General features: G+C 53.6%; 22 protein-coding genes and 8 pseudogenes. 15 read left to right on the top strand and 15 right to left on the bottom strand.

Going from position 1 to position 25,733, the window contains the following annotated elements; translation table 11 throughout:
* Positions 1-51 precede the first annotated feature (51 nt).
* Positions 52-1,092: an IS481 family transposase gene (locus tag ACWWJF_RS26995; RefSeq protein WP_455868660.1), complete on the top strand. Its 1,041-nt coding sequence runs from the start codon at positions 52-54 to the stop codon at positions 1,090-1,092.
* Positions 1,093-1,152: 60 nt separating this feature from the next.
* Here ACWWJF_RS26995 and bsmA read toward each other — a convergent pair whose 3' ends face one another.
* A complete protein-coding gene (bsmA, locus tag ACWWJF_RS26990; RefSeq protein ID WP_455871428.1) occupies positions 1,153-1,461 on the bottom strand; it encodes a biofilm peroxide resistance protein BsmA in 309 nt (102 codons plus the stop codon).
* 99 nt (positions 1,462-1,560) lie between these two features.
* Positions 1,561-1,944 (bottom strand): YgiW/YdeI family stress tolerance OB fold protein, encoded by a 384-nt coding sequence (locus ACWWJF_RS26985; protein WP_455871498.1) that lies wholly within the window; start codon positions 1,942-1,944, stop codon positions 1,561-1,563.
* Between the two features lie 296 nt (positions 1,945-2,240).
* Between ACWWJF_RS26985 and ACWWJF_RS26980 the strand changes: the two are divergent.
* Positions 2,241-3,086, top strand: a pseudogene (locus ACWWJF_RS26980) (IS5 family transposase).
* 273 nt (positions 3,087-3,359) lie between these two features.
* Positions 3,360-3,647 (top strand): hypothetical protein, encoded by a 288-nt coding sequence (locus tag ACWWJF_RS26975; protein WP_455871427.1) that lies wholly within the window; start codon positions 3,360-3,362, stop codon positions 3,645-3,647.
* On the opposite strand, the gene ACWWJF_RS26970 is transcribed toward ACWWJF_RS26975, so the two are convergent.
* Both ACWWJF_RS26970 and ACWWJF_RS26965 read right to left on the bottom strand, forming a co-directional pair.
* A protein-coding gene (locus tag ACWWJF_RS26970) for an IS3 family transposase (protein WP_455871497.1) occupies positions 3,644-4,794 on the bottom strand; the annotation gives its coding sequence in 2 pieces (ribosomal slippage) (positions 3,644-4,530 and positions 4,530-4,794; 1,152 coding nt in all). The two genes, ACWWJF_RS26975 and ACWWJF_RS26970, sit on opposite strands and share 4 nt — an antisense overlap.
* 238 nt (positions 4,795-5,032) lie before the next feature.
* The gene (locus ACWWJF_RS26965; RefSeq protein WP_455871426.1) at positions 5,033-6,364 is read right to left on the bottom strand and encodes an IS4 family transposase; all 1,332 of its coding nucleotides are present in this window, start codon (positions 6,362-6,364) and stop codon (positions 5,033-5,035) included.
* A gap of 110 nt (positions 6,365-6,474) precedes the next feature.
* Here ACWWJF_RS26965 and ACWWJF_RS26960 point away from each other — a divergent pair, with 110 nt between their 5' ends.
* Together ACWWJF_RS26960 and ACWWJF_RS26955 are read left to right on the top strand one after the other, a co-directional pair.
* A complete protein-coding gene (locus ACWWJF_RS26960) occupies positions 6,475-6,756 on the top strand; it encodes a hypothetical protein (protein WP_455871425.1) in 282 nt (93 codons plus the stop codon).
* 68 nt (positions 6,757-6,824) lie between these two features.
* Positions 6,825-7,555 (top strand): annotated as a pseudogene (locus ACWWJF_RS26955) (IS3 family transposase); the annotation flags it as partial.
* Positions 7,556-7,566: 11 nt separating this feature from the next.
* On the opposite strand, the gene ACWWJF_RS26950 reads toward ACWWJF_RS26955, so the two are convergent.
* Positions 7,567-8,411 (bottom strand): IS5 family transposase gene (locus ACWWJF_RS26950; protein ID WP_455871424.1). Its coding sequence is split into 2 segments (ribosomal slippage): positions 7,567-8,066 and positions 8,066-8,411, totalling 846 coding nucleotides; the frame shifts between segments, so codons are not numbered across the junction.
* Between the two features lie 59 nt (positions 8,412-8,470).
* On the opposite strand from ACWWJF_RS26950, the pseudogene ACWWJF_RS26945 reads away from it, so the two are divergent.
* Both ACWWJF_RS26945 and yjfP read left to right on the top strand, forming a co-directional pair.
* A pseudogene (locus ACWWJF_RS26945) lies at positions 8,471-8,911 on the top strand (IS3 family transposase); the annotation flags it as partial.
* A gap of 60 nt (positions 8,912-8,971) precedes the next feature.
* Positions 8,972-9,754 (top strand): esterase, encoded by a 783-nt coding sequence (gene yjfP, locus ACWWJF_RS26940; RefSeq protein ID WP_455871496.1) that lies wholly within the window; start codon positions 8,972-8,974, stop codon positions 9,752-9,754.
* 48 nt (positions 9,755-9,802) lie between these two features.
* On the opposite strand, the gene ACWWJF_RS26935 is transcribed toward yjfP, so the two are convergent.
* Positions 9,803-11,017 (bottom strand): glycoside hydrolase family 32 protein, encoded by a 1,215-nt coding sequence (locus ACWWJF_RS26935; RefSeq protein WP_455871423.1) that lies wholly within the window; start codon positions 11,015-11,017, stop codon positions 9,803-9,805.
* A gap of 108 nt (positions 11,018-11,125) precedes the next feature.
* A pseudogene (locus tag ACWWJF_RS26930) lies at positions 11,126-11,461 on the bottom strand (glycoside hydrolase family 32 protein); the annotation flags it as partial.
* 369 nt (positions 11,462-11,830) lie between these two features.
* Between ACWWJF_RS26930 and rpsF the strand changes: the two are divergent.
* The 5 genes from rpsF (at position 11,831) to ACWWJF_RS26905 (ending at position 13,796) form a co-directional block, all read left to right on the top strand.
* A complete protein-coding gene (gene rpsF / locus ACWWJF_RS26925; RefSeq protein WP_455871422.1) occupies positions 11,831-12,223 on the top strand; it encodes a 30S ribosomal protein S6 in 393 nt (130 codons plus the stop codon).
* A 5-nt stretch (positions 12,224-12,228) separates the two neighbouring features.
* Entirely contained in the window at positions 12,229-12,549 is a 321-nt protein-coding gene (priB, locus tag ACWWJF_RS26920) for a primosomal replication protein N (protein WP_222158074.1), read from the top strand.
* Positions 12,550-12,553: 4 nt separating this feature from the next.
* Positions 12,554-12,781 (top strand): 30S ribosomal protein S18, encoded by a 228-nt coding sequence (rpsR, locus tag ACWWJF_RS26915; protein WP_000135199.1) that lies wholly within the window; start codon positions 12,554-12,556, stop codon positions 12,779-12,781.
* A 41-nt stretch (positions 12,782-12,822) separates the two neighbouring features.
* Positions 12,823-13,272, top strand: coding sequence for a 50S ribosomal protein L9 (gene rplI / locus ACWWJF_RS26910; RefSeq protein WP_455871421.1), 450 nt, complete (start codon positions 12,823-12,825; stop codon positions 13,270-13,272).
* 146 nt (positions 13,273-13,418) lie between these two features.
* Positions 13,419-13,796, top strand: coding sequence for a DUF488 domain-containing protein (locus ACWWJF_RS26905; protein WP_455871420.1), 378 nt, complete (start codon positions 13,419-13,421; stop codon positions 13,794-13,796).
* A 7-nt stretch (positions 13,797-13,803) separates the two neighbouring features.
* Here the strand turns inward: ACWWJF_RS26905 and ACWWJF_RS26900 are convergent, their stop codons facing one another.
* A complete protein-coding gene (locus ACWWJF_RS26900) occupies positions 13,804-14,460 on the bottom strand; it encodes a LysM-like peptidoglycan-binding domain-containing protein (RefSeq protein ID WP_455871419.1) in 657 nt (218 codons plus the stop codon).
* A gap of 346 nt (positions 14,461-14,806) precedes the next feature.
* Here ACWWJF_RS26900 and fklB point away from each other — a divergent pair, with 346 nt between their 5' ends.
* A complete protein-coding gene (fklB, locus tag ACWWJF_RS26895; RefSeq protein WP_455871418.1) occupies positions 14,807-15,427 on the top strand; it encodes an FKBP-type peptidyl-prolyl cis-trans isomerase in 621 nt (206 codons plus the stop codon).
* A 54-nt stretch (positions 15,428-15,481) separates the two neighbouring features.
* On the opposite strand, the gene ACWWJF_RS26890 is transcribed toward fklB, so the two are convergent.
* A complete protein-coding gene (locus tag ACWWJF_RS26890) occupies positions 15,482-16,033 on the bottom strand; it encodes an AAA family ATPase (RefSeq protein ID WP_455871417.1) in 552 nt (183 codons plus the stop codon).
* Between the two features lie 110 nt (positions 16,034-16,143).
* Between ACWWJF_RS26890 and ACWWJF_RS26885 the strand changes: the two genes are divergently transcribed.
* Complete coding sequence (locus ACWWJF_RS26885) at positions 16,144-17,475, top strand: IS4 family transposase (RefSeq protein ID WP_455871416.1); 1,332 nt, start codon at positions 16,144-16,146, stop codon at positions 17,473-17,475.
* Between the two features lie 124 nt (positions 17,476-17,599).
* Here the strand turns inward: ACWWJF_RS26885 and ACWWJF_RS26880 are convergent.
* The 5 genes and pseudogenes from ACWWJF_RS26880 to aas form a co-directional block, all read right to left on the bottom strand.
* Positions 17,600-18,768, bottom strand: a protein-coding gene (locus ACWWJF_RS26880; protein ID WP_455868841.1) for an IS3 family transposase whose coding sequence is annotated in 2 segments (ribosomal slippage) — positions 17,600-18,513 and positions 18,513-18,768 — 1,170 coding nt in all. Because the reading frame shifts where the segments join, the coding sequence is not laid out codon by codon here.
* Between the two features lie 75 nt (positions 18,769-18,843).
* A pseudogene (locus tag ACWWJF_RS26875) lies at positions 18,844-19,202 on the bottom strand (IS1 family transposase); the annotation flags it as partial.
* A 60-nt stretch (positions 19,203-19,262) separates the two neighbouring features.
* Positions 19,263-19,517: pseudogene (locus ACWWJF_RS26870) on the bottom strand (IS110 family transposase); the annotation flags it as partial.
* 71 nt (positions 19,518-19,588) lie between these two features.
* Positions 19,589-19,786: pseudogene (locus tag ACWWJF_RS26865) on the bottom strand (lysophospholipid transporter LplT); the annotation flags it as partial.
* Complete coding sequence (gene aas / locus ACWWJF_RS26860; RefSeq protein WP_455871495.1) at positions 19,783-21,939, bottom strand: bifunctional acyl-ACP--phospholipid O-acyltransferase/long-chain-fatty-acid--ACP ligase; 2,157 nt, start codon at positions 21,937-21,939, stop codon at positions 19,783-19,785. The pseudogene ACWWJF_RS26865 and the gene aas, both read right to left, overlap by 4 nt.
* A gap of 850 nt (positions 21,940-22,789) precedes the next feature.
* On the opposite strand from aas, the pseudogene ACWWJF_RS26855 reads away from it, so the two are divergent.
* Positions 22,790-23,950: pseudogene (locus ACWWJF_RS26855) on the top strand (IS3 family transposase).
* A gap of 248 nt (positions 23,951-24,198) precedes the next feature.
* Here the strand turns inward: ACWWJF_RS26855 and lnt are convergent.
* Complete coding sequence (gene lnt, locus ACWWJF_RS26850) at positions 24,199-25,728, bottom strand: apolipoprotein N-acyltransferase (RefSeq protein ID WP_455871494.1); 1,530 nt, start codon at positions 25,726-25,728, stop codon at positions 24,199-24,201.
* Between the last annotated feature and the right edge of the window lie 5 nt (positions 25,729-25,733).

The raw sequence follows: 25,733 nt of genomic DNA, 5'->3' as shown, positions 1-25,733 counted from the left end.
CCGGTTTTGATATGGGTGTCGAATCCTTATACAAAACACGAGGTAACTCTCATGCTTCATACTAACAATCCCATCATCAAACACAAAGCCGGCCTGCTCAATCTCGCCGAAGAACTCGGTAACGTATCAAAAGCCTGTAAAATCATGGGGGTGTCACGCGACACGTTTTATCGCTATCAGGAACTGGCGGCAGAAGGCGGCATTGACGCTCTGGTTAACCAAAACCGCCGGGTTCCCAACCTGAAAAACCGTGCTGATGAAGCCACTGAACGTGCGGTTGTTGATTACGCCATTGAGTTCCCGGCTCATGGCCAGCACCGGACCAGTAATGAGCTGCGTAAAAAAGGCGTCTTCATTTCTGGCAGCGGTGTGCGCTCCATCTGGCAACGACACGATCTGGAAAACTTTCGTAAGCGCCTGAAGGCACTTGAGGAAAAAGTTGCCAGAGAAGGCATCGTACTTACTGATGCTCAAATCGCTGCACTGGAGAAGAAGGCGCACGACGACGAAGCCTGTGGTGAAATAGAGACTGCTCACCCGGGTTATCTGGGGTCGCAGGACACCTTCTACGTGGGTAATCTGAAAGGTGTTGGCCGTATCTACCAGCAGACGTTCGTGGATACGTACTCGAAAGTGGCGCACTGCAAGCTTTACACGAGTAAAGCACCGATCTCTGCCGCCGACCTGCTCAATGATCGCGTGCTGCCGTTCTACGAAGCTCAGGGGCTGCCAATGCTAAGAATACTGACGGACAGGGGGACGGAGTACTGCGGTAAAGTGGAACAACATGACTATCAGCTGTACTTGGCTATCAACGATATAGACCATACGAAAACGAAAGCGATGTCTCCGCAGACAAACGGTATCTGCGAGCGCTTCCATAAAACTATTTTGCAGGATTTTTATCAGGTTGCGTTCCGTAAGACGTTATACGAGGACCTAGAAAGTCTACAAAAGGATCTGGACAACTGGTTGTGGCATTACAATAATGAGCGAACTCATCAGGGTAAAATGTGCTGCGGGCGTACGCCAATGGCCACGTTACTTGATGGTAAACGAGTCTGGGCAGAAAAAAATCTGAACCAGATTTAATCTGACAGATACCTGTATAAATAACCGGTAACTGTCAGATCAGGTCTGAGCTAATACAGCTTAGCGATATAGCACGGCGCGTGATGTCCACATGTTGGTCAATTCGTGCTCTTGCTTCAACGTGATGGTGTAATAGCGTGCGCCGTAAGCGTCAGCTTTTTGTTGAATGGCACGATCGGCGTCGTCGCTACTGCCTCGCACGTTGATCGATATCGATCCCATTTTCTCTAAGGTGCTGGTTTGGGCATAGACGATAAGCTGCGCCTGCTGTGTTGGCGGCGGCAGTGGCATTGGCTTGCCTTGAAAAGTACTACAGGCGCACAGCAGCGTCGTGAGGGAAAAGATGATGAACCGCGTGAGAGCAGTCATAAGTTCCTTGCAACATTAAAAAGGGGGGCGTGGTGTTCCGCAGTGTAGCGCAGCTTGCCCTGAGTGAACAGGGGCGTCAAGCCCCTCGGTGGTGACGCGCTATTTCACCAGATGTACTGATTTAACGTCGATCTCTACGCTATTCCAGTCTTTATCTACTTCGCCTTCGATACGTATTTTGTCATTGGGCGTGACGGTTTGCCCTACCCAGCGTTTGTCATCGATATCAACATTCACGGTGCCAGAGCTGTCGCGAAACTCGTACAGTTTATGTCCTAACTGCCGCACCAGATGACCTTCCAATACCACCCAGGCATCGTCCCTGAGCGTTTTAGCCTGTTCTACGGTGGTCAAACCGGGCTCCGGGCCTTTAAATCCGCCAGTCGTAGTGCCTGCGCTGTTCGGTGCGACAAATCCCCCTTGTCGCGCAACCGCACCAACAGAAACGGCACCTAATAAAAGGGCGATAAACGTTCTCTTAATCATGATGTCCTTGAGGTTATGGTCTGAGAGAAGTGTGGATGGTTGTGCTCTTATTCTCAAGAAATGAAACGCTTTATTCTGTCTTTTAGCGGTTTTATTGTGTCTTATAACAAGGGTGTTTTCTGTAAAATGCTGTTTATTATTTGATTTATCATCCCACCTTTTTTTCACTCGTCTTTTTTAACCCTTTTAGAAAGGTCTCTTTCCATGACGTTGTTACAAGGCATTCAAGCCTAGGCTGTGTCCCTTAATCCCATGAGTTATACTAACTGTTTGTTTCTACATCATTTTGAACTATGGCTCGCTACGACCTTCCCGATGAAGCATGGGCTATCATTCAGCCCTCACTCCCTGCTGAACCAGCAACACCACAGGCTGGACGCCCATGGGCTGAGCATCGCATGATTATCAATGGCATGTTCTGGGTGCTGTGCTCTGGTGCCCCATGGCGTGATTTACCTGAGCGATACGGCCCATGGAAAACCGTTTATAACCGCTTTAACCGATGGTCAAAATCGGGAGTCATTAACATTATTTTCAATAAGTTACTTTCATCACTTGATGCCCATAGCCTCCTGGACTGGTCAGCGACTGCGCTGGATGGTAGCAATATCAGGGCGCTGAAATGTGCTGCCGGTGCTCAAAAAAACATCCCGATATCACCGGAGATAATGGGCTGGGTCGCTCTCGAGGTGGTTTTGGCACCAAAATCCATATGGCTACAGACGGAAGTGGTTTTCCGTTAAACATCGTGTTGAGCCCCGGTCAGGCTCATGAAAGTCAGTTTGCACTACGTCTTTTGGACGGTATTGGTGTTCAACGCCAGAACGGCAGTATGAAACGCCGTGGTCATGCGGTGCTGGCTGACAAGGCGTACTCCGGGCATGTATTACGTAACGAGCTGAAAAACAGAGGTATAAAAACTGTCATCCCCCCGAAAATCCACTGAAAAAATGGCGGTGGATGGTCGTTCAAAGCTCGATCGTGACGCCTACCGCAATCGGAACGTTGTTGAGCGGTGCTTTGGCCGTCTGAAAGAATACCGTCGCATTGCGACACGTTACGACAAAACGGCGAGGAATTATCTGGCAATGTTGAAACTGGGCTGCATCCGCCTGTTTTACCAGAGGTTATGTAATTAAGGGACACAGCCTAGTAACACGCAGGCAAATACAGGAGCATCACGTGTTAAAAAAACGTTGCTACTGGGGGGACTTCTGCTATTGGGCGAAATGGCGTGTCGGGCAGGGGCTACCGGGATCGCCACTTTTTGCTCGCGATACCAGGATGAACCTGAGAGGCTGCCTATCGATTTGTATCCTGGCACTGCCCACGTTGGAACATTTTCACCCTATTTACCTCCCGCCGGATATCGCGATAGCGCATTGGCGCTTTTGCCGCTAGCGTCCGAGTCGGTGGAACACGCCAGCGCGCTTGCTGACGTGAACCCGGAGGTGTATTCGCAAGTTGAGGTGCTTTCAGACGCTGAGCATACGGCGCTGGCGGATTATTTGCGTCAGTTTCAGACCTCAAAGGAAAGGCATGCGGATCGCGCCATAAGAGCGCGGCGCAATACCAAGCATCCTTCCTCACCGATCTCTCGTTTTAACCTGATGTATGACCGCGCTAAATTACCAGCGGCGGATAAGTCTCATGTCATTGTGATCTTGACCCACCATCTCCGGACAGCTTTTGTCTCTTAAGTTAACGATGCCCGCTGGCGCCGATATTCTCTTGGGGAGTTGTATCCCAGCGCACTGTGCGGATGGTTTTCATTGTAATGATTGAACGCCGCTGCAAGGTTCTTCAGCGCTGTTCGCACATCGGGTTTTGGCATGAAGGCGATGTAATCTTCCTTCATCGTCTTCACGAACCGTTCTGCCATGCCGTTACTCTGTGGACTGCTCACTGCTGTTGTGCAGGGCTCCAGATTCCGTTCTCTGGCGAACTTCCGCGTTTCATGCGCTGTGTACGCTGAACCATTATCCGTCAGCCATTGCACTGGTTTATCCGGCAGCGCGCTACCGAAGCGTTTTTCCACCGACCTCAGCATCACATCCTGCACGGTTGAACTGTCATAACCCCTGGTGCTCGCTGCCCAGTCTATGGCCTCCCGGTCGCAGCAGTCCAGTGCGAACGTCACCCGCAGCTTCTCGCCGTTGTCACAACCGAACTCGAAGCCATCTGAGCACCAGCGCATATCGCTCTCTGCTACCGCGATTTTGCCTTTATGCTCCCGCTTCGGACGTTCAGTTTTATCATGCAACAACAGCAGGTTATGCTCGCTCATTATCCTGTAAAGCCGTTTGGCGTTCACCGGTGGAAGTCCCTCTGCACGACGTTGCTTACGCAGGATACCCCACACTCGGCGGTAACCGTAACTGGGCATGTCGCTGATGATACGGAGGATGTCCGATAATATCTCAGTATCAGCTTCGTCATTACGCCGGTTGCTGCGCCTGTCCAGCCAGTCGGCAGAACGGTTAACCCGCAGTGACAGCTGCGCACGCGACACGCTCATGGCGCGGCTGACCAGAGCTATTCCCCGTCCTTTGGCAACAAGGGCGCGTGCGCTATCCATTTTCGCGACTGGCGGTACTCCACTGCTTCTTTGAGGATCTCAACTTCCATCGTCTTCTTACCCAGAAGGCGCTGTAGCTCCCGGACCTGCTTGAGGGCAGTCGCCAGCGCCGAAGCTGGAACCACTTCTTCTCCGGCCGCAACGGCGGTGAGGCTTCCTTCCTGGTATTGCTTCTTCCACTTAAACAAAAGGCTGGGCTGGATGCCATGCAGGCGGGCTACATGGGAGACGTTCATCCCCGGCTCCATTGTCTGCTGAATGATGGCGATTTTCTCTTACGGAGTTTTACGCTTACGGACTTCTTGCCCTAACAGGATCCCGGTCATTTCAAAATTAGCATGATTGTTAGACAATATCTAAGCCTATCTCTTATCTGGAGATACAGCTACTGTCTGGTGTTACAGGGGGCTACATCAAAGTCTCATGTCATTGCCATATTGAGTGATGAATTTTTGCGTTTTCCCTTGCCAGACATTAAAACACGAGGACCCGCCTACACCCAACTCGTTATACACATCTCTGTTCGTGCCTGAGCGCGCGTAGCGTTTCGGCGGCCGTCATGACTTTCTGCAAGCCTTTCCAGATAGTTTTTGCGCCTGGTTCACCGTCGCCTTTTCGAGCAAGAAAGCCTCCCAGTTGCGCAACTAAGCGCAATACTTCGTTTAGCTTAGGGCGGCCCTTGGGCATACGCTTGTTCATCAGTAGGTAAGCGCCATGAGTCTCGTCGGAATCAAAGAACAACATTGCGTCCAGCTCTGGACAGGTTCGTCCCATACGCATTAAATAGGCGATGCGCCATGCCACGATCATGAACAGCGCCAATGCCCGCTCAATGCGATCCACGGTCGATAACTGTAACGCTTCGACACAGCAGCCGTTCTTCAGCACATTGAAGAACATCTCGATTTCCCATCTAGCCCGATACCAGTCGATCAGCTCCACGATATCTTCTCGTCCTTCAGGTACGCGATTGCTCAGCAACCGCCACTCGACCGGCTTCGCGCCTGCTGGCGGCTCAATTTCCTTGGCTATCACACAAGTCACTGCCAACCCGCAACGCAGCGACACTCGCTTCACGCGCAGCGCCTGTTTCACCGTACGCGCCTTCTGCCCCGCGCGAGCCGCCATAACGAATTGGATTTCTCCCACCGGCACGGTCTTTCCAACCTTCTGCCAAAGCTTCTCATTACAGTCCAGACTGCGATTATGAGTCGAGCGGATCAACCAGTCAGCCGGAGTGCCAAGGTCATCAGCGAGCTGCATCAACGCCTTGATATCCGCTTCGCGATCGGCTAAGTACACCAGACGTGTGTTTGGCAACTCCGAGGCGAGTTCAGCAACTCGCTCGTATCCCTCGAGCCAGCGCGTACTCTCCTTGATCCCATCGCGTTTTCCGTCTGCATCCTTCGGCTCTCTTGCCCACATCCACGCATCCAGTACGCCCAACCCCACGCGATCCGGACTGACCGCGTAGGTCGGATGCAGGTACAGACCACGCCTGGCTTCGTAGTTCAAGGGACCCAAGCCTTGGATTTGCTGCCCGTTGAAGTCAAGCTCGGTAGTGTCTTGGATACACAGCACAACCTCGTGTTCTCGGATCCTTTCCTGCGTACGCTGCCAGTGAGGTTGCAGAATGTCTCGCCATTCGAATGCTTGGTTCTCCATGAAGCGGTAAGCTCCCAGCGTCTCAGACCATCCGAGGCACGCATGCGGAATGCTGGCTTGCGGATTCTCAGCCAGCCGTATCAAAAGCCCTTTGGCACGCTTATTGAGCCTCGTGTCACCAAGATTTACCCCTTCCAGTTCTTGGTGTGCCCAGCCATCTGAATCCCGTGTCATTTTTCAGCGCCGTAAATGGCGATAGTACACGTCGGTTTCACTTCATTTACAACCCCACCGGCTGCCTATTTCAGCCCGCTAACCCTTGGCATATAAGGCGTTGCGGACTTGTGTATAACGAGGTGGCCTACACCTGGATGGTTATCGATATGTTATTGCTGGGGCTGGGGGGAAAAGAGACACCGTTTCTCCTTAGCTATCAAAAGCTGGGACGCGCAGCCCGCCGACGGCTGGCGAAATTCAGCCACATCAGCTACGTCAAACAGTATCTGAATGAAACTCCTCCGCATTTTGCGCCCAGGCGCAAGAAGGCCACAGCGCAATCATTGATGAAAAAATATGCGCAGGAATCACGTCAACATGCTATTCAACACTCCGCATACTGGCTGTAGTGGCACACTGATACTGGCCACCTGAGCGGAGGTGATATGCTCACCTCATCAACACGACAGGTGACCTCATGGGTAAACATTTTACGGCGGAATTTAAGCTCGAAGCCGCAAAGCTGGTTGTCGACCACGGCTACACATACGTTAAGGCCGCAGAGGCGGTTAATGTCAGCCATTCTGCCATTAGTCGCTGGGTCAATAAGCTTCGCCTTGAACGACAGGGAAAAACGCCAACGGGACTTCCTCTTACCCCTGAACAGCTCGAGCTGCGTGAGATGAAGAAAAAAGTCCAATGCCTTGAAATGGAGAACGAAATCCTAAAAAAGGCTACGGCGCTCTTAATGTCGGACTCACTCAACGGTTCACGGTAGTCGACAGGCTGAGGGCGCGATACCCGGTTACGGCGTTGTGCCAAACTTTTGAGGTACATCGCAGCAGCTACAGGCACTGGCAGGCTTCCGCTAATGAACCCGACGGTGAGCGCGTGGTTAAGTGTAGCCGCGTCATGGAAGCCTGGAACGCCAGCGGCGGCTCTGCCGGCGCTCGAAGTATCGCGACCATCGTCACCGGCAGCTCCGGTGTCAAAATGGGGCGCTGGCTGGCTGGCAAGCTGATGAAGGAGCTGGGTATCGCCAGCTGCCAGCGACCGGCTCACAAATACAAACGCGGCGGCAATGAACACGTTGAAATACCGAACTATCTCAACCGCCAGTTCGCGGTTACCGCGCCGGATCAGGTCTGGTGCGGCGATGTGACCTACATCTGGACGGGCAAATGCTGGGCTTACCTTGCGGTGGTGCTAGGCTGTGTCCCTTAATTACATAGCCTCTGGTAAAACAGGCGGATGCAGCCCAGTTTCAACATTGCCAGATAATTCCTCGCCGTTTTGTCGTAACGTGTCGCAATGCGACGGTATTCTTTCAGACGGCCAAAGCACCGTTCAACAACGTTCCGATTGCGGTAGGCGTCACGATCGAGCTTTGAACGACCATCCACCGCCATTTTTTCAGTGGATTTTCGGGGGATGACAGTTTTTATACCTCTGTTTTTCAGCTCGTTACGTAATACATGCCCGGAGTACGCCTTGTCAGCCAGCACCGCATGACCACGGCGTTTCATACTGCCGTTCTGGCGTTGAACACCAATACCGTCCAAAAGACGTAGTGCAAACTGACTTTCATGAGCCTGACCGGGGCTCAACACGATGTTTAACGGAAGACCACTTCCGTCTGTAGCCATATGGATTTTGGTGCCAAAACCACCTCGAGAGCGACCCAGCCCATTATCTCCGGTGATATCGGGATGTTTTTTTGAGCACCGGCAGCACATTTCAGCGCCCTGATATTGCTACCATCCAGCGCAGTCGCTGACCAGTCCACGAGGCCATGGGCATCAAGTGATGAAAGTAACTTATTGAAAATAATGTTAATGACTCCCGATTTTGACCATCGGTTAAAGCGGTTATAAACGGTTTTCCATGGGCCGTATCGCTCAGGTAAATCACGCCATGGGGCACCAGAGCACAGCACCCAGAACATGCCATTGATAATCATGCGATGCTCAGCCCATTGGCGTCCGGCCTGTGGTGTTGCTGGTTCAGCAGGGAGTAAGGGCTGGATGATAGCCCATGCTTCATCGGGAAGGTCGTAGCGAGCCATAGTTCAAAATGATGTAGAAACAAATAGTTAGTATAACTCATGGGATTAAGGGACACAGCCTAGATCTGTTCGCCCGCAAACCGGTGGGCTGGGCCATGTCGACGTCGCCGGACTCGGCGCTGACAGTTAAAGCGTTGCAGATGGCCTGGGAACTCCGGGGACAACCAACAGGAGTCATGTTCCACAGCGACCAGGGCAGCCACTATACCAGCCGTCAATACCGGCAAGCCCTGTGGCGCTGCCGGATAAAGCAGAGTATGAGTCGGCGGGGTAACTGCTGGGATAATGCGCCAATGGAGCGGTTCTTCCGCAGCCTGAAGACAGAATGGGTGCCGACAAAGGGTTACAACAGCTTCAGCGAAGCCCAGGACGCGATTATCCGCTACATCACGGGGTATTACAGCGCTATCCGGCCTCACTGGTATAACGGCGGCTTAACTCCAAACGAATCTGAGCGACTGTTCTACATACAGTCTAATGCGGTGGCCAATATTAGTTGACCACTACAACCCGAGTTTATGCTTAACGATGTGCGGAAAGAAAAAAGAGAGAGAACCCACATGGTAGAAATTTCGCCAGATACCCTGAACGGGATTGATGTCCTGTATGCGACCCCCAGCGGTCAGCAGGCATATCCGTTACCGACGATATTCTTTTTTCATGACTATACCTCGTCCAAGGAAGTATACGCCTATTTTGGCTATGCGTTAGCACAAGTGGGGTTTCGTGTTATTTTGCCTGACGCGGCGATGCACGGCGCGCGTTATGACGGTGATGAGGCCCGCCGTTTACGCCATTTCTGGGATATTCTGCAATTTAACGTGCAAGAACTGCCGGGGTTGGTGGATGCCGCGCGCCAGCGCGGGTGGATTGCGGATGAGAAAATTGGCGTTGCGGGCGCATCGCTCGGGGGCATGACCGCGTTGGCCAGCATGGCGCGCTATCCGTGGATTTCAGCCGTCGCGGCGTTTATGGGGTCTGGATATTTTTCTGCGCTGTCGCGCTCGCTTTTCCCTCCGGTCCCTGCAGGAAGTCCGGGGTCTGACGATCTGCTGCGCCAGTTGGCGCAAACGCTGGTCAATTATGATGTCACCGACCGGCTGTCTGCGTTAGCAGATCGCCCGCTATTGCTGTGGCATGGCGATGCTGATGACGTGGTGCCCGCTGCCGATAGCGCGCGCTTGTATGCGGCACTGAAAGCGGATAATCAGCACCATAACGTCACCTACCTGACGGAACGTGACGTGGGGCACCGCATCACCCCGTTAGCGCTAACGGCGGGCGGCCGCTTCTTTGCCCGGCATTTTGCCTCTGTGCCATTGAGCGAGACGCGGATAGCCTGATGCGACGATAGCCGGTACTGCCTGACGTATCCCGTTGACGCGGCGTGATTACTGCTCAGGATAGATGGATGCCATCTGCCAGTGGGTAAAGGTCTGGCAGTACGCCACCCCATTTTCGGCATAAAGCGCGATGCCGCGTCCTTCTGTTGGTGGATAAATACGGCTGGTGAGACAGGTTTCCCCTTGATTGACAAAGACTTCCACTGAGGAACGATCGATAAAAATCCGCAGATCAAGCGTGTCGCCATCGGGCAGTGCCACACTGCGATAGCCGCCGACGCCCAGTCCGGATTGACTGCGATCCAACACCAAACGACGAGACTGCGTATCGACATAAAACCGGGTGACGTAGCGCCGATCGTCGCTGACGGCAATCTCGATGCCGAAGCGTTCCGCCTGGCTTTTTTGAATATTCCACGTCATGTGAATTTCTGCCTGAAGTGCGCTGATCCCCAGCCTGCGTCGTTGGTTTTTCAGCGAAAAAGCGGGTAGGGTATGCGCTTCCCGGCGGAGTGCTTGCAGTTCACGCACTGGCATCATTCTGACGCGCCCTTGCGCATCCAGCGACAGTTCGCTCGGCAGCGTGAGGCATCCGGCCCAGCCATCGGCCTGAGTGGGTCTTTCGGACTCCCACATATCCATCCAGCCGAACAGCAAGCGGCGCCCATCTGTAGTGACGAAAGATTGTGGTGCATAGAAATCGTGACCGGAATCCAATTCCTGAAAATGCTGCTCAAGCGTAAAAGGATGGCCCGGCTGCCAGCGTCCCAAAATATAGCCGCTCTGAAAGCGATTACGGTAGCGATAGCCTTCGGGCGTCATGCCCTGTGGTGAAAACATCAGCAGGTATTTATCCCCAAGCGGGAAGAAATCCGGGCACTCCCACATATAGCCCAACCAGCGATCGGCTTTAGCCAGCACCCCTTCCAGACGCCATTGGAACAGAGAGGTGCCGCTGTAGAGCAATACCTGACCCCGATCATTGGCATCACGCGAGCCAACCACCATAAACCAGCGGCCATTTTGCTTCCAGACCTTGGGGTCGCGGAAATGCATGATGCCGTCGGGTGGGGTGACTATCACACCATGCTTAGTGAAATGGAGGCCATCTTCGCTGGTAGCAATGCATTGTACCTGGCGGATTGCGCCGTCATTACCAACACCCTGTAACCACACGTGACCGGTATAGATCATATCGTTATACACATCTTTTGGCCATTTTTTGAACAGGATGCTCAGAACCCCGTGAATTAAGGCATTCAAGCCATCCCATTGGCTTTTTGAGGTTCAAAATGCTACTCTGAGATAAACCCGTAACTCATTGATTAAACAGTGCGTTAGAAAGATGTGTATAACGATATGGGTATAGATAAGCGTAAGCACACCATTGTCATTCACGGCGCAACCGGAAAAACAACCGTCCCTGTCGAAAGCGTCCCCGGGTGCCAACGCAATGGGGTGATGCTGCCAGTGCACCAGATCGTGGCTTGTCATGTGCCCCCAATGCATGGGGCCCCAGTGTTCATCATAAGGATGGTGTTGATAAAACACATGATAGCGGCCATCACAGTACGCCAACCCGTTCGGATCGTTCATCCAGCCCGTGGGGGGAGCGAGATGGAAAGCCGGGTAAAAACGCGCTTTTCGCTGCTTTTCCAGCAGGCGCTGGGCCTGACTAGCATCGTGAAGCGTTTGGTTTTTTATCATGGCATTCACCTGTCATCGTTGCTGAACAACGGTTCCGCTGGAGAGAGCCGCCCGGATTGGATGATAAAAATTGTCGACGTTGACACTGATACTGGCAAACAGTCGTGTCGGATAACTGAGAGATATATCACGATTATTGGCGCTAACTCGTTAATAATACGTTATTTGTATTGATTTTTGTAAGTTTGGTTTCTCAAAAGCGGCACAGGAGCTCATGACAAAACGGTGAGAGAACGCCTTGCGCTTATTAACGGGGGTAAGTATACTGATGCGTCATTTTTTCAGCCGCATACACACACGTTGTTCCTTGCTTCCATGGGCCGCGGCTGACCCTGACAGGAGGCTGAAAAATCCGTAAGGAGCTATTCGATGCGTCATTACGAAATCGTATTTATGGTCCATCCTGACCAAAGCGAACAGGTTCCGGGCATGATCGAGCGCTACACTGGTGCTATCACTGGTGCAGAAGGCAAAATCCACCGTCTGGAGGACTGGGGCCGCCGTCAGCTGGCTTACCCGATCAACAAACTGCACAAGGCACACTACGTTCTGCTGAACGTTGAAGCTCCGCAGGAAGTGATCGATGAGCTGGAAACTAACTTCCGCTTCAACGATGCCGTTATCCGCAGCATGGTTATGCGTACCAAACACGCTGTAACTGAAGCGTCTCCGATGGTGAAAGCGAAAGACGAACACCGTGAGCGTCGTGATGAATACGCTGAAGCCGGTGATGATGCTGAAGCTGGGGATTCTGAAGAGTAATTGCCGTGGCGACCGCTAATCGTCTGGAACTGTCTGGCATGATATGCAAGGCACCGGTACGAAAGGTCAGCCCGTCGGGCATTCCTCACTGCCAGTTTGTGCTTGAGCACCGCTCGGTACAGGAGGAAGCCGGACTTCGTCGGCAAGCATGGTGTCGTATGCCCGTGATTGTCAGCGGACGTGAGTCGCAAGCAATTACCCACAGTATAACGGTCGGTATGCACATCAGGGTTCAGGGCTTTATTTGCAGCCATCAAGGGCGCAATGGGCTGAACAAACTGGTGTTACATGCCGAGCAGATTGAATTGATAGATTCTGGAGACTAGCCAAATGGCACGTTATTTCCGTCGTCGCAAGTTCTGCCGTTTCACCGCGGAAGGCGTTCAAGAGATCGACTATAAAGATATCGCAACGCTGAAAAACTACATCACTGAAAGTGGTAAAATTGTCCCGAGCCGTATCACCGGTACTCGTGCCAAGTATCAGCGTCAACTGGCCCGTGCTATCAAGCGCGCGCGCTACCTGTCTTTGTTGCCGTACACTGATCGTCATCAGTAATCGGCCACAGTCCACTAACGAGACTTTGAGAGGATAAGGTAATGCAAGTTATTCTGCTTGATAAAGTAGCAAACCTGGGCAGCCTGGGTGATCAGGTAAACGTTAAAGCGGGCTATGCTCGTAACTTCCTGGTTCCGCAGGGCAAAGCTGTGCCGGCAACCAAGAAAAACGTTGAGTTCTTCGAAGCGCGTCGCGCAGAACTGGAAGCCAAACTGGCTGACGTTCTGGCTGCTGCTCAAGCGCGTGCTGCGCAACTAACTGAACTGGGTACTGTTACCCTCGCGTCCAAAGCGGGCTACGAAGGCAAACTGTTCGGTTCTATCGGTACGCGTGACATCGCTGATGCTGTCACCGCTGCTGGCGTTGCTATCGCTAAAAACGAAGTTCGCCTGCCGAACGGTGTACTGCGTACACTGGGCGACCACGAAGTGAGCTTCCAGGTTCACAGCGATGTGTTCGCTACGCTGAACGTGCTGGTTGTTGCTGAATAAGCAATGCCACGGTGCCTTCGGGCGCTGAGCGTTATGCGTGAAACGCCGACCTTCAGGTCGGCGTTTTGCGTTTTATGGGCTATCAGTAAGCACTGCAAAGGTAATTGGGCGTATGCTAACCTAGTTTATGACTGGAGGTTATCGCTATGTCCGCAGCCACTGATGTACCGCACATTCATTTACAGCGGGTTTATGATGTGCAAGGGCCTTTTGCGCACCCCACGTTTCTGGTGGACCGGCTCTTGCCACGCGGTGTTCGAAAAGAGCGACTGGAAGGCGCGCAGTGGCTTAAAGAGGTTGCGCCCAGCACAGCACTGCGTCAGGCATTCCACGCAGCGCCAGACGCGTGGGACGCTTTTGTTGCGCAGTATCGCGCCGAACTGGCACAACAACGCCATTGGCAGATCATTACGTCGGCACTTGCGTGCTCGGGTGAAATCACATTGCTCTATGGCAGCAAAGATCCACAGCGCAATCATGCGCAGGTACTACGGGATTTTCTGCTCGCGCAGTGTAACGTCTGAACAGACCTTAACGCGTGCGAAGAAATACGCCATCGGATTGGCGCGTGAAGTGCACCCGCTGGCCATCCGCTGTTTCAATCTCCAACTCAGACACCATTCCCTGCGCATTGAGCCGCAGTTTGACCTGTTGCCCGGCACGCAGGTTGCTCAGTGGCTTATCTCTTCCTTCCGCCTGGGCCATTGCGAAAACGTCGTTGACGGGCAGGTTATTATCCCTGAACAGCTGCGCCAGCGTTTGTCCTGCGGCAATCGGGTAAGTCTGCCAGGCTGGCGCGGCTGTCTCTACCGGGGCTGGCGTGCTGTCTGCGAGGTTAGCGTGCATTGGCGCTGATTCATTGAGTGTGATGGGTGTGGCAGATGACGGAGTCCGCGACGTTGGCGGCGAATAGGGCCACAGTAGTGCGATCAGCAGCAGTGCGAAGGCAATCAGAATCGCACGGCGGTGGAAGGTCGGCAACGGATCCATCCAGTGGTAGCTGTCAGGGTGATGCCACAGTCCTCTCAATAGATCACGCACACGTTCAAGCAGTGCTGACAGAAGGAGAGAGGGCGCATTACGCTGTTTTTCGGCTCGAGCCAAAGGCAAACGCGGAAGAACGCTGCGAATCAGCGCTTGATAATCCCTTGCGGGGGCTACTCGTTTCCTGGGCGCGATTCTGCCCATGGTGACCTCTCTTGCAACGATAGCAACCTGTAAAGCTGCCCAGTATATAGGTAACGCGCCAACGAAAGTAATACAAGAGTCATAATCGCTAACGTGTTGATGCTTAAGGTAACAAATTTGAGAGAAAGTGGAACCCTTAGTATAGAATAGGGCATGGTATTCGCTCGCCTTTCATACTGGTAGAGTCGATTTTCTCGACTGTGCGCCGACTTTCGCGGTATCTGCGCGCTGCCAACGTCTCTGCAACGTGAAGTATGACGGGTATAACGATCACACAGAAGATTTTACCCTGCCGTCCAGCGCTGTTATGCTGCGTTTTCATTTTTTTACACAATGAGGAACATCCATGAGCCCCCCTTCTTACGAGAGCGTTGAGGCGCAGGCCAGTTACGGTATTGGTTTGCAGGTTGGTCAACAGTTGCAAGAATCTGGCCTGGAAGAGTTGATCCCTGAAGCCCTGGTGGCAGGTCTGCGTGATGCACTGGCAGGCAATCCGCCCGCCGTGCCTGTGGATGTTGTACATCGCGCGCTGCGTGAAATTCATGAACGTGCTGATGCGGTGCGCCGTGAGCGCCAGCAAGCGTTGGCCGTTGAAGGTCAAAATTTCTTGGCAGACAATGCCGGTAAAGACGGCGTCAACCAGACTGAGTCCGGTTTGCAATTCCGCGTGTTGACCCAGGGGGAAGGGGCGATCCCCGCACGTCAAGATCGCGTGCGTGTGCACTATACGGGCCGCCTGATCGATGGCAGCGTGTTTGACAGCTCCGTGCAACGCGGGCAGCCGGCAGAGCTTCCGGTGAGCGGCGTTATTCCTGGCTGGATTGAAGCGCTGACGCTGATGCCGGTCGGTTCCAAATGGGAACTCTATATTCCGCATAACCTGGCGTATGGCGAACGTGGCGCAGGCGCATCCATTCCTCCGTTCAGCGCACTGATTTTTGAAGTCGAACTGCTGGAAATCCTCTAATGCAGGTGCGGGGGGCGTTGAATGATGCTCCCTGCAAACGCTGATAAAGACGGTTCAAACGGGCGGGTTCAACGCCCACTGTGACACTATATCGCTCACGGCTTCGTCAACGGTGCTTTCATTCATGATGTGGATGACAGGGCAGAGGATCTTCTCCAACCACTGTTTGTGCCGAAGTGCGTTTCGACTAACATCCACCGTGGTTTCATAACCTGCCGCCCATTCAATAAACGCCTGATATCGTCCATGCTGCTCGCCTCCGAGCAAAATGTCGTCCCCAAATCGCATTTGTTCTCTTTGCTTGAGCCGTTCAAGGCGTTTTTCATTCTTAACATAGACGTAGATAACGAGTTCAAAGCTCGGGATAAAGATATCTCCCCAGCCACACAGCGAGCCGCTGAGAATCCATTGTTCGTGTGTTTTCAGTGCGCTAGCGAGTTGTAACTGCCTTTCTTGCGGTCCGTTTGCCACCGTATAGGGAGGGGATGTGTCGCGCCAATAAAAATCATCGGTATCGAGGTGTTGATAACCCACTCGCTCGGCGAGGCATTTGGCAATGGACGTTGTGCCGGAGCCCGAGGCACCTAAGATCACCTCGTTATACACAAGTCCGCAACGCCTTATATGCCAAGGGTTAGCGGGCTGAAATAGGCAGCCAGTGGGGTTGTAAATGAAGTGAAACCGACGTGTACTATCGCCATTTACGGCGCTGAAAAATGACACGGGATTCAGATGGCTGGGCACACCAAGAACTGGAAGGGGTAAATCTTGGTGACACGAGGCTCAATAAGCGTGCCAAAGGGCTTTTGATACGGCTGGCTGAGAATCCGCAAGCCAGCATTCCGCATGCGTGCCTCGGATGGTCTGAGACGCTGGGTGCTTACCGCTTCATGGAGAACCAAGCATTCGAATGGCGAGACATTCTGCAACCTCACTGGCAGCGTACGCAGGAAAGGATCCGAGAACACGAGGTTGTGCTGTGTATCCAAGACACTACCGAGCTTGACTTCAACGGGCAGCAAATCCAAGGCTTGGGTCCCTTGAACTACGAAGCCAGGCGTGGTCTGTATCTGCATCCGACCTACGCGGTCAGTCCGGATCGCGTGGGGTTGGGCGTACTGGATGCGTGGATGTGGGCAAGAGAGCCGAAGGATGCAGACGGAAAACGCGATGGGCTCAAGGAGAGTACGCGCTGGCTCGAGGGATACGAGCGAGTTGCTGAACTCGCCTCGGAGTTGCCAAACACACGTCTGGTGTACTTAGCCGATCGCGAAGCGGATATCAAGGCGTTGATGCAGCTCGCTGATGACCTTGGCACTCCGGCTGACTGGTTGATCCGCTCGACTCATAATCGCAGTCTGGACTGTAATGATAAGCTTTGGCAGAAGGTTGGAAAGACCGTGCCGGTGGGAGAAATCCAATTCGTTATGGCGGCTCGCGCGGGGCAGAAGGCGCGTACGGTGAAACAGGCGCTGCGCGTGAAGCGAGTGTCGCTGCGTTGCGGGTTGGCAGTGACTTGTGTGATAGCCAAGGAAATTGAGCCGCCAGCAGGCGTGAAGCCGGTCGAGTGGCGGTTGCTGAGCAATCGCGTACCTGAAGGACGAGAAGATATCGTGGAGCTGATCGACTGGTATCGGGCTAGATGGGAAATCGAGATGTTCTTCAATGTGCTGAAGAACGGCTGCTGTGTCGAAGCGTTACAGTTATCGACCGTGGATCGCATTGAGCGGGCATTGGCGCTGTTCATGATCGTGGCATGGCGCATCGCCTATTTAATGCGTATGGGACGAACCTGTCCAGAGCTAGACGCAATGTTGTTCTTTGATTCCGACGAGACTCATGGCGCTTACCTACTGATGAACAAGCGTATGCCCAAGGGCCGCCCTAAGCTAAACGAAGTATTGCGCTTAGTTGCGCAACTCGGAGGCTTTCTTGCTCGAAAAGGCGACGGTGAACCAGGCGCAAAAACTATCTGGAAAGGCTTGCAGAAAGTCATGACGGCCGCCGAAACGCTACGCGCGCTCAGGCACGAACAGAGATGTGTATAACGAGGTGACCTAAGATATGTATCCTGCTTTTTGGCGACATTTGATCTCTTTTGAAGGAGAAGAAGGTCCGAAAACGTTACTTTACGCTGGTGCTGAATAAAGGGAAGAGGTCAATCTGTAGTGGTCAACTAATATTGGCCACCGCATTAGACTGTATGTAGAACAGTCGCTCAGATTCGTTTGGAGTTAAGCCGCCGTTATACCAGTGAGGCCGGATAGCGCTGTAATACCCCGTGATGTAGCGGATAATCGCGTCCTGGGCTTCGCTGAAGCTGTTGTAACCCTTTGTCGGCACCCATTCTGTCTTCAGGCTGCGGAAGAACCGCTCCATTGGCGCATTATCCCAGCAGTTACCCCGCCGACTCATACTCTGCTTTATCCGGCAGCGCCACAGGGCTTGCCGGTATTGACGGCTGGTATAGTGGCTGCCCTGGTCGCTGTGGAACATGGCTCCTGTTGGTTGTCCCCGGAGTTCCCAGGCCATCTGCAACGCTTTAACTGTCAGCGCCGAGTCCGGCGACGTCGACATGGCCCAGCCCACCGGTTTGCGGGCGAACAGATCTAGCACCACCGCAAGGTAAGCCCAGCATTTGCCCGTCCAGATGTAGGTCACATCGCCGCACCAGACCTGATCCGGCGCGGTAACCGCGAACTGGCGGTTGAGATAGTTCGGTATTTCAACGTGTTCATTGCCGCCGCGTTTGTATTTGTGAGCCGGTCGCTGGCAGCTGGCGATACCCAGCTCCTTCATCAGCTTGCCAGCCAGCCAGCGCCCCATTTTGACACCGGAGCTGCCGGTGACGATGGTCGCGATACTTCGAGCGCCGGCAGAGCCGCCGCTGGCGTTCCAGGCTTCCATGACGCGGCTACACTTAACCACGCGCTCACCGTCGGGTTCATTAGCGGAAGCCTGCCAGTGCCTGTAGCTGCTGCGATGTACCTCAAAAGTTTGGCACAACGCCGTGACCGGGTATCGCGCCCTCAGCCTGTCGACTACCGTGAACCGTTGAGTGAGTCCGACATTAAGAGCGCCGTAGCCTTTTTTAGGATTTCGTTCTCCATTTCAAGGCATTGGACTTTTTTCTTCATCTCACGCAGCTCGAGCTGTTCAGGGGTAAGAGGAAGTCCCGTTGGCGTTTTTCCCTGTCGTTCAAGGCGAAGCTTATTGACCCAGCGACTAATGGCAGAATGGCTGACATTAACCGCCTCTGCGGCCTTAACGTATGTGTAGCCGTGGTCGACAACCAGCTTTGCGGCTTCGAGCTTAAATTCCGCCGTAAAATGTTTACCCATGAGGTCACCTGTCGTGTTGATGAGGTGAGCATATCACCTCCGCTCAGGTGGCCAGTATCAGTGTGCCACTACACATTGTAGCGCCTTACTGCCAACGAAGCTCCATTGCTCATCAAGTTCACAGATAAGGGCGACGTCGGCGTGAGCAACGGGAGAAGACGTTATCCTGCGGGGCGAGAGCTTTTTAAAGCCCGGATGACCGTATTGATGCCGATTTTCAACGTCCTGGCGGTATCGCGAACACCGGCGCCGTTGAAGGCCATATCAACGATCTGCTCTTTGACTCCCGGCTTTCGCGCTTCATAGCGGTAGGTAAGCTGGAATACACGGCGACAGCACTGACACCGGAAGCGTTCGCGCTTAGTTGGACTAAGGCCATGTCGATAAACTTTATCTGAATGGCAGCGAGGGCAATGAACAAAAACAGTAACCACGTGGAAACCTCAAATAGCGGCAGAATATCACAAAAGCCAACTATTTGAAGGCATTACCCCCTTGACAAACGGGCGCACAAATTGCGGAGAGATAAGTTTTGCTTCATGGCCGCTATCATTGATACGCCGCGCCATAAAGTGTGCACCGGCACAAGCTTGCATAACAACAACCGAGGGCGGGCACGTCGCCAAAAACGGCATTAGCTTTGTGCGCGTAAACTTCTTACGCAGAAGCGCTTTACCTGACTTATCCTGGCAATGAATATGAAAAGAATGTTTACCGAGATCGATACCAATAAGAGTAACGTTTTCCATGATGGCCTCTCCTGAAAGAAAAACACCCTGCCAGCGTACCGCTCACAGAGTGGGGGTGACCATCTCATTAGGGCCAGTACGATATAGGCCGCCACAAATCCCATTTGCAGCACCGACTGGCTCCGCTCGGGATAGAGCAACGATTTGATCAGCGCCAGCGTGGCAAACAGCAGCGCATTATCGCCAAAGGCAGAGAAAAACTGCGCAACGATGACCGCATTCATACTGCGCGACAGCAACGGCGGCACGGCACCTTCCTGCAAACTCATTGTGCACCCTCCGGCTGCTCTGCCATCTGGCGCAGCGTTACGAAATCCGGTTTGCCGCTGCCCAACAGAGGCAGCGCTTTAAGCACGCGAATATCACGCGGCACCGCCAATTCCGGCACCCCGCTGCTACGCGCCTGCACCAACAAACGCTCGCGGGTCAGCGTACTGTCAGTGGTAAACAGCACCAGCGCTTCCCCTTTACTGTTGTCGCTTTTCGCGCTGGCAGCATGCTGTTTGTCCGCAGAAACGAGCAGCGCCAACTGCTCCACGCTCTCCAACGACACCATTTCTCCGGCCAGCTTGGCAAAGCGCTTCACCCGGCCAACGATGGTACAAAAGCCCTGCGCATCCACATCGACAATATCGCCGGTGTCATACCACCCCTCCTGCCGTTCACCCTCGACATTTTCCGCCGCCGGGCGCTCCAGCACGCCAGGATTTTCTACCCGCAGGTAGCCCTTCATCACATTGGGACCACGCAATTGCAACCGGCCACCGCGTTCGATGCCCGGCACTGGAATCAGCCGGGATTCAATCTCTGGCAGCAAGCGCCCTACGGTATGCACCTTTGCGGCCATCGGAACGTTGATCGCCACCACCGGCGCACATTCGGTAACGCCATAGCCTTCAAGGATGCGGATACCGAATTTATCCTGCCAGACGTTACGCACGTTCTCAGACAGCTTCTCAGCCCCGGCAACCACGTAGCGCAAGCGAGCAAAATCATAAGGGTGCGCCACGCGCGCGTAGTGTCCAAGGAAGGTAGAGGTGCCAAACAGTACGGTACAATTCTGATCGTAAACCAGCTCCGGAACGATGCGGTAATGCAGCGGACTGGGGTAAAGGAAAACCCGCGCGCCGGTCAGCAACGGGGTAAATAAACCCACGGTCAAGCCAAAGGCGTGGAACAGCGGCAGAGCCGACATAAAGCGATCGCGCGAGGTAAAATCCGCCACGGTGCGAATCTGCTCGACGTTTGCCAGCAGACTGGCGTGAGAATGCACCACGCCTTTCGGGTTGCCTTCAGAACCGGAAGTAAACAGGATCATCGCAGCATCATCAGGTTGATGCGGCACCATAGCTAGCACCGGAAACAACAGGTGGAATAAAATCCACGCTTTGTCGGCCAGGGTTACCGTGCCCTTTAAATCTTCCAGATAAACCCAGTTGGCCTCTTTCACCTGCTCCGGCAGGTGGGTCAGTTTCCCTTTTTCCAGAAACTGGCGTGAGGTGAAAATGGTTTTGATTTCCGCCGCCAGCATCGCGCTCTTGATACCCTTTGCCCCCGCCGTGTAATTCAGCATGGCAGGCACGCGGGCGCGCAACGAGGCGCCGAGAATAGCAGCCGCCGTCACCGTGGCATTGGGCAGCAGCAGGCCGACGTGCTCTTTTTCTCGGGTAAAACGTTGCAGGATGCGGCCAACGCCGAGGGACTTTTTCAGCAACCCCTGATAACTGTCTTCACTGAAGGCGATATCCGCAATGGACGGCGAGCTGTAGCCATAGCGTTGGCAGGCAGAGAGAAATGCCTGATACAGCGTCTGGCGCGGGCGCATTTCCATACGCGCGGCCATCATGATACGGTGCAAGTGTTCACCGGCCAGTTCGCGCCGTTCACGCGCGCTGCCCGCTACCGGCATCGGTAATGTGGTCGGCGGCAAATAAGAGAGAGTGACCTGAGGGAAAAGGCGTTGCTTAAACGTACCTTTAAGGCGACCAAATGGGCTGAACGCAATACTTTCGATGCGCACCGGCACCAGCGTAGCTCCCGATTTTGCTGCGACGAAAGCTGCACCGCTGTAGATCTTCATCAGGGAGCCGGTAACGGTGATACGCCCTTCGGGGAACACCACCACCGGGCGGCCCTGCTCAATCACTTTGATAAGCCCCTTGATTGCCAACGGTTTGGTCGGGTCGAGCGGCACAAAATCGATATAGGATTTCAGGAAACGCATAAACCAGCGATCGCTGATACTGGAATAGACGGCAAACACTGGCTTAATCGGCAAAAACAGCGCCAACAGCACACCGTCTAAAAAGGATTGATGATTTGGCGTAATCAGCAGTTTTGATTGTTTGAATACCGCACTATCGCCTTCAATCCGTATGCGATACAGGCGCTGGAACAGCCAGCGCAGCAGGGTGTATATCATTCCTTCTCCCATAGTCAGGCCATCAGCGTGCGGGAAGCAAACTGGCCCTTCACAGTTAAACGACCACATAAAAACGGTGGGACATATAAACTACTATAGCTGGCCCAAGAGTGTCAGGGCAACTGCGCCACACGCATGATGCAGAAATAACGAGAGAAAATGGAAAAGGGGGGGAGCAAACGACAGGCAAAAAAAAACCTACGCATCCGCGTAGGTTGGTGCAATTTCATGGTTCAATGTACTTCTGCGATTTACTCGACAGAGTCCATCTATTTACCACCAATCAATACCTCTGGGATCGTCTACTCTAGAGACTCCCCCCTAATGAGGCCAGTGGACAATCGCAAGAAATCTGCTCTAAGTGCAACCAACTGTAAATTTCTGCCGAGTCATGTAAAGTCGGCATCCCATATTGTGATAAAAATCCCCTTCCGGTCTAAAACGTGATCTACATCTCACGCTGAGCGGCCCTGTTTGCCGATAGCTATCTGGCGTTGCTCGGTGGATTTCTGGATACAGTTGTCCTCGTAAGGGAAAACAGCACTGCATTTTACAGGAACAAATAACCACACAAATAACATGTATTTAGGCGCTTTTTTCAACGGAATTGTTTCCCACTCACGCGCTACTATCAATCACGCTTGCATCGGGCAAGTTCATAAAATCGTATAAAGGTTATGGAAAATAATGAAGAATTATAAGATTGGCACCAGGCTCGCTGGGGGATTCGGCTTGCTGATCCTTTTTTCTCTGGTCATGTTGGTCTCCGGGGTATACTGTAGTGGCACACTGATACTGGCCACCTGAGCGGAGGTGATATGCTCACCTCATCAACACGACAGGTGACCTCATGGGTAAACATTTTACGGCGGAATTTAAGCTCGAAGCCGCAAAGCTGGTTGTCGACCACGGCTACACATACGTTAAGGCCGCAGAGGCGGTTAATGTCAGCCATTAGTCGCTGGGTCAATAAGCTTCGCCTTGAACGACAGGGAAAAACGCCAACGGGACTTCCTCTTACCCCTGAACAGCTCGAGCTGCGTGAGATGAAGAAAAAAGTCCAATGCCTTGAAATGGAGAACGAAATCCTAAAAAAGGCTACGGCGCTCTTAATGTCGGACTCACTCAACGGTTCACGGTAGTCGACAGGCTGAGGGCGCGATACCCGGTCACGGCGTTGTGCCAAACTTTTGAGGTACATCGCAGCAGCTACAGGCACTGGCAGGCTTCCGCTAATGAACCCGACGGTGAGCGCGTGGTTAAGTGTAGCCGCGTCATGGAAGCCTGGAACGCCAGCGGCGGCTCTGCCGGCGCTCGAAGTATCGCGACCATCGTCACCGGCAGCTCCGGTGTCAAAATGGGGCGCTGGCTGGCTGGCAAGCTGATGAAGGAGCTGGGTATCGCCAGCTGCCAGCGACCGGCTCACAAATACAAACGCGGCGGCAATGAACACGTTGAAATACCGAACTATCTCAACCGCCAGTTCGCGGTTACCGCGCCGGATCAGGTCTGGTGCGGCGATGTGACCTACATCTGGACGGGCAAATGCAGGGCTTACCTTGCGGTGGTGCTAGATCTGTTCGCCCGCAAACCGGTGGGCTGGGCCATGTCGACGTCGCCGGACTCGGCGCTGACAGTTAAAGCGTTGCAGATGGCCTGGGAACTCCGGGGACAACCAACAGGAGTCATGTTCCACAGCGACCAGGGCAGCCACTATACCAGCCGTCAATACCGGCAAGCCCTGTGGCGCTGCCGGATAAAGCAGAGTATGAGTCGGCGGGGTAACTGCTGGGATAATGCGCCAATGGAGCGGTTCTTCCGCAGCCTGAAGACAGAATGGGTGCCGACAAAGGGTTACAACAGCTTCAGCGAAGCCCAGGACGCGATTATCCGCTACATCACGGGGTATTACAGCGCTATCCGGCTTCACTGGTATAACGGCGGCTTAACTCCAAACGAATCTGAGCGACTGTTCTACATACAGTCTAATGCGGTGGCCAATATTAGTTGACCACTACACTGCACTAAATCACTGCACTAAAATCGTTTAGCACTATTTTGGTGCGCTGATTGCCCCATTAGGGTGCTTTTCGCTGGTTTTCAGAGAACAAACAACGGAATCATCCCGTTACACTCTGTTATTCAATGAATAATAAGCAAATGATGTGCCAATTATGCAAATAGGAGATGGCGGGTATTACACGAAGGTATGGTCGATATTGACGGGAAACCGGCAGGTCGCGCCTGCCGGTTATTGTGTTAACGACGCAGACGCGCGACGCAGGCTACACCGGCCAGCACGGCGAGAATGATCCACATTGGCCAGGCACCAAAGCGTGCATAAGGGGTGATGCCGGTGGTTGGCGTCACCTTGGTGAGCAGCACCTTGCGCGTAAACTGCGGCAGTTCGGCACTGATTTCACCCTGTGGGCCGATAACGGCGGTCACGCCATTGTTGGTCGCACGTAGCAGCGGACGCCCTAACTCAAGAGCACGCATGCGGGCCATCTGGAAATGTTGCCATGGGCCGATAGAACGACCAAACCAGGCATCGTTGGAGATGGTCAGCAGCATATCGGTATCAGGCCGGAAGTTATCGCGAACTTGCTGCCCGAGAATAATTTCATAGCAGACCGTGGCCGTCATCCGTATACCATTAACCAAGAGCTGAGGCTGTTGGTAAGGGCCATGGCTGAACGAAGACATCGGCAGATCGAAGAACGGCACTAACGGACGGAGCAGCGTTTCCAGCGGAACGAATTCACCAAACGGCACCAGATGATTCTTGTTGTAGCGGTTTGCGCTGGGGTAACGGTACGGTTCGTTGCCACCCAGCACGATAATGCTGTTGTAGAAGTCAACCTGCTCGTTTGTGCGGCGGCGTGCATCCACAACCCCCGTGACCAGGCTGCTGTTGTGCGCGCGCAGTAGCTCATCGATATGCTGCAAATACGCTTGCTGACGCGTTTCTACATCAGGGATGGCCGATTCTGGCCAGATAACGATCGGCGCTTTATCCAGATAAGGCAGCGTGGCATCCCGGTAGATGTTCAGAATCTGTTGCAGCGCATTGGGATCCCATTTTTGTGCCTGGGCAATATTGCCTTGCACCAGCGCGACGTTGACCGCGCGATCTGGTTGAGGCGTGAACCAATGGATAAACTTCAACGGCCAAGGCAGAAGCAGTAGCGCGATGGCGCAGTAAAGCGGGATGGTTTTGCGTCGTGTGGTACCGAACACCAGCAGGCCGGCAATGATGACCAACAAGAGATTGATACCATCAACGCCAAGCAGCGGCGCCAGGCCTTGCAGCGGCCCGTCAATCTGACTATAGCCAAATTGCAGCCAGGGAAAGCCGGTGAGTACCCAACCGCGCAACCACTCAGTGAACTGCCACAGGACCGGCGCGACCACGATCAGACGCACCAGCGTCGTTCGTGGCCAAATGCGCGTTAACAGCCCCGAGAAGAGCGCGGGGTAAAGCGACAGATAGAGCGCGAGCAGTACCACCAGAAACACGTTAATGGCTTCCGGCATGCCGCCGAACTCGGCGATACTGACGTACACCCAGTTCACTCCGCTGCCAAACAGGCCAAAGCCCCAGCTAAAACCAATGGCGGCGGATTGCCGCCAGGTTCTGTTCAGCGTCAGGGCTTGCAATCCACACAGCGAAACCAGCGCGGCAGGCCAGAAATCAAACGGTGAAAACGCCAAGGTGCCCCAGGCACCGCAGAACAGCGCAAGCAGGATGCGCACCCGCTGGCGTCGTAAAACAGACATGACAGACATTGTCG

Source organism: Symbiopectobacterium sp. Eva_TO, assembly GCF_053848865.1.
Note: the sequence above shows the minus strand (reverse complement) of the source record. Positions and strands in the feature narration are given on the sequence as shown.